Origin of the sequence: Paraburkholderia kururiensis JCM 10599 = LMG 19447 (assembly GCF_003986935.1) — a bacterium.
GTDB lineage: Bacteria > Pseudomonadota > Gammaproteobacteria > Burkholderiales > Burkholderiaceae > Paraburkholderia > Paraburkholderia kururiensis.
On the sequence record NZ_RJZE01000075.1, the window covers coordinates 1 to 2,793 of the forward strand.

Genomic DNA, 2,793 nt, shown 5'->3' on the forward strand with positions numbered 1-2,793 from the left:
GAAGATGACCGCGTCGACAGCAGCCGCCGTACGTGGCTGATAGCGACGTCCGTAGCAGGTGGCATAGGAGGCGTGGCCACTGTCGTACCCTTCGTTAGTTCGTTTGCACCATCGGAGAAGGCCCGTGCGGCGGGTGCGCCGGTCGAGGTGGACATCGGTAACCTGAAGCCCGGCGAGATGATGACGGTGGCCTGGCGGGGCAAGCCGGTCTGGATCCTGAACCGCACGGACCGCATGCTCGCGGACATCCAGAAGGCCGACAGCGAGGTGGCCGATCCGCAGAGCAAAAATCCCTTTTCGATGCCCGAGCCGGCGTACTGCAGAAACGAGTTCCGCTCGCGTGCGGAGCACAAAAACATCCTCGTGGCGGTGGCCGTGTGCACGCATCTGGGCTGCACGCCAACGCCGCGCTTCCAGGAGGGCGCGCAGCCGAACCTGCCCGACGACTGGCCGGGCGGCTTCCTGTGCCCCTGCCACGGTTCGACCTACGACCTCGCGGGCCGCGTGTTCAGGAACAAGCCCGCGCCGCAGAACCTCGACATCCCGCCCTACATGTTCACCTCGGCCACGCAGCTGGTGATCGGCAGGGACGAAAAAGGAGAAGCGTAAATGGCGAGCGGCACTGAACACGAGGTAGAGACCACGGGGCTCACCGGCTGGATCGACCGGCGCTTCCCGCTGACCGAGACATGGAAGGCGCACCTGTCGGAGTACTACGCGCCGAAGAACTTCAACTTCTGGTACTTCTTCGGCTCGCTGGCGCTGCTGGTGCTGGTCAACCAGATCGTCACGGGCATCTTCCTGACGATGAACTACAAGCCCGACGCGACGCTGGCGTTCGGCTCGGTGGAGTACATCATGCGCGAGGTGCCGTGGGGGTGGCTGATCCGCTACCTGCACTCCACGGGCGCGTCGATGTTCTTCGTGGTGGTGTACCTGCACATGTTCCGCGGGCTGCTGTACGGGTCGTACCGCAAGCCGCGCGAGCTGGTGTGGATCTTCGGCTGCGCGATCTTCCTGTGCCTGATGGCCGAGGCGTTCTTCGGCTACCTGCTGCCGTGGGGCCAGATGTCGTACTGGGGCGCGCAGGTGATCGTGAACCTGTTCTCGGCGATCCCGTTCATCGGCCCGGACCTGTCGCTGTGGATCCGCGGCGACTACGTGGTCTCGGACGTCACGCTCAACCGGTTCTTTGCGTTCCACGTGATCGCGATCCCGCTGGTGCTGCTGGGGCTGGTATTCGTGCACCTGATCGCGCTGCACCAGGTGGGCTCGAACAACCCGGACGGCATCGAGATCAAGGCGAAGAAGGACGCGCAGGGACGCCCGCTGGACGGCATCCCGTTCCATCCGTACTACTCGGTGCACGACTTCATGGGCGTGTGCATCTTCCTGATGGTGTTCGCCGCGATCGTGTTCTTCGCGCCGGAGATGGGCGGGTACTTCCTGGAGGCGAACAACTTCATCCCGGCCAACCCGCTGCAGACGCCGCCGGAGATTGCACCGGTCTGGTACTTCACCGCGTTCTACGCGATGCTGCGCGCGACCACGGACCCGTTCAAGATCGTGCTGATGGTCGTGATCGGGCTGCTGGGGCTGCTGGCGCTGGCGAGGGCGCGCGGGAAATGGCGGCTGGGGCTGCCGGTGCTCGCGGTGCTGGTGATCGTCGCGATGTACTTCACGGAGTCGAAGTTCTGGGGTGTGGTGGTGATGGGCGGCGCGGTGGTGTCGCTGTTCTTCCTGCCGTGGCTGGACCGCTCGCCGGTGAAGTCGATCCGCTACCGGCCGCTGTTCCACAAGGTGTTCTACGGAATCTTCGTGCTGGCGTTCCTGACGCTGGCGTTCCTCGGCACGAAGCCGCCGTCGCCGGCGGCCACGCTGGTGGCGCAGGTGTGCGCGCTGGTGTACTTCGCGTTCTTCCTCGGCATGCCGTTCTGGACGCGGCTGGGCACGTTCAGGGAGCCGCCGGAACGGGTGCGGTACAAGCCCCATTAACCGCGAACGAGGACAACCGGACATGAAGATATTGCTTGCAGGGTTTGCGCGTGCGGGCGCGGCCGGGGTTGCACTGGTGCTGGCGCTGCTGGTGGCAGCGGTGCCGGGGCGGGTGATGGCCCAGGAGAATATTCCGCTCGACCGCGCGCCCGATAACGGCGAAAATCTTGCCTCGCTGCAGCATGGGGCGCAGCTGTTCGTCAACTACTGCCTGAACTGCCACAGTGCGAACCTGATGCGCTACAGCCGGCTGCAGGACATCGGCATTGCGCAGAAGGAGATCCAGGCGAACCTGCTGTTCACCACCGACAAGGTGGGCAACACGATGACGGTGGCCATGCGGCCCGATGACGCGAAGGCGTGGTTCGGGGCGGCACCGCCGGACCTGTCGGTGGAGGCGCGGGCGCGCGGACGCGACTGGCTGTACACGTACCTGCGCAGCTTCTACCGCGACCCGACGCGGCCCACGGGCTGGAACAACCTGGTGTTCCCCAACGTGGGCATGCCGCACGTGCTGTGGCAGCTGCAGGGGCAGCGCGCGGCGAAGTTCGAGGACGTGGTGGACGAGCGCACGGGCGAGAAGGAGCACCGCTTTGCGGGCTACGACCAGCTCACGCCGGGGACGCTGTCGCGGGTGGATTATGATTCTGCGGTGGCGGACCTGGTGGCGTACCTGTCGTGGATGTCCGAGCCGCAGCAGAAGGCGCGCCGGCAGATCGGGGTGTGGGTGCTGCTGTTCCTGGGCCTGCTGAGCTTTTTTGCCTGGCGACTGAACGCCGCTTACTGGAAAGAGATCAA

General features: G+C 65.3%; 3 protein-coding genes. All 3 read left to right on the forward strand.

What is annotated here, in order from left to right; all coding sequences use genetic code 11:
* On the forward strand, positions 1-609 hold a 609-nt coding region (petA, locus tag PKKP23_RS33180; protein ID WP_126880055.1), incomplete at its 5' end, for a ubiquinol-cytochrome c reductase iron-sulfur subunit.
* On the forward strand, positions 610-1,995 hold the full coding sequence (locus PKKP23_RS33185) for a cytochrome b (RefSeq protein WP_126880056.1): 1,386 nt from the start codon (positions 610-612) through the stop codon (positions 1,993-1,995).
* 22 nt (positions 1,996-2,017) lie between these two features.
* Positions 2,018-2,793 (forward strand): cytochrome c1 (locus PKKP23_RS33190; RefSeq protein WP_138721054.1); only part of this gene is annotated, 776 nt, incomplete at its 3' end.

What these genes read in the sequence shown, in the direction of transcription:
- PKKP23_RS33185 (WP_126880056.1), top strand. Translation starts at nt 610, where the DNA reads ATGGCGAGCGGCACTGAACACGAGGTAGAGACCACGGGGCTCACCGGC.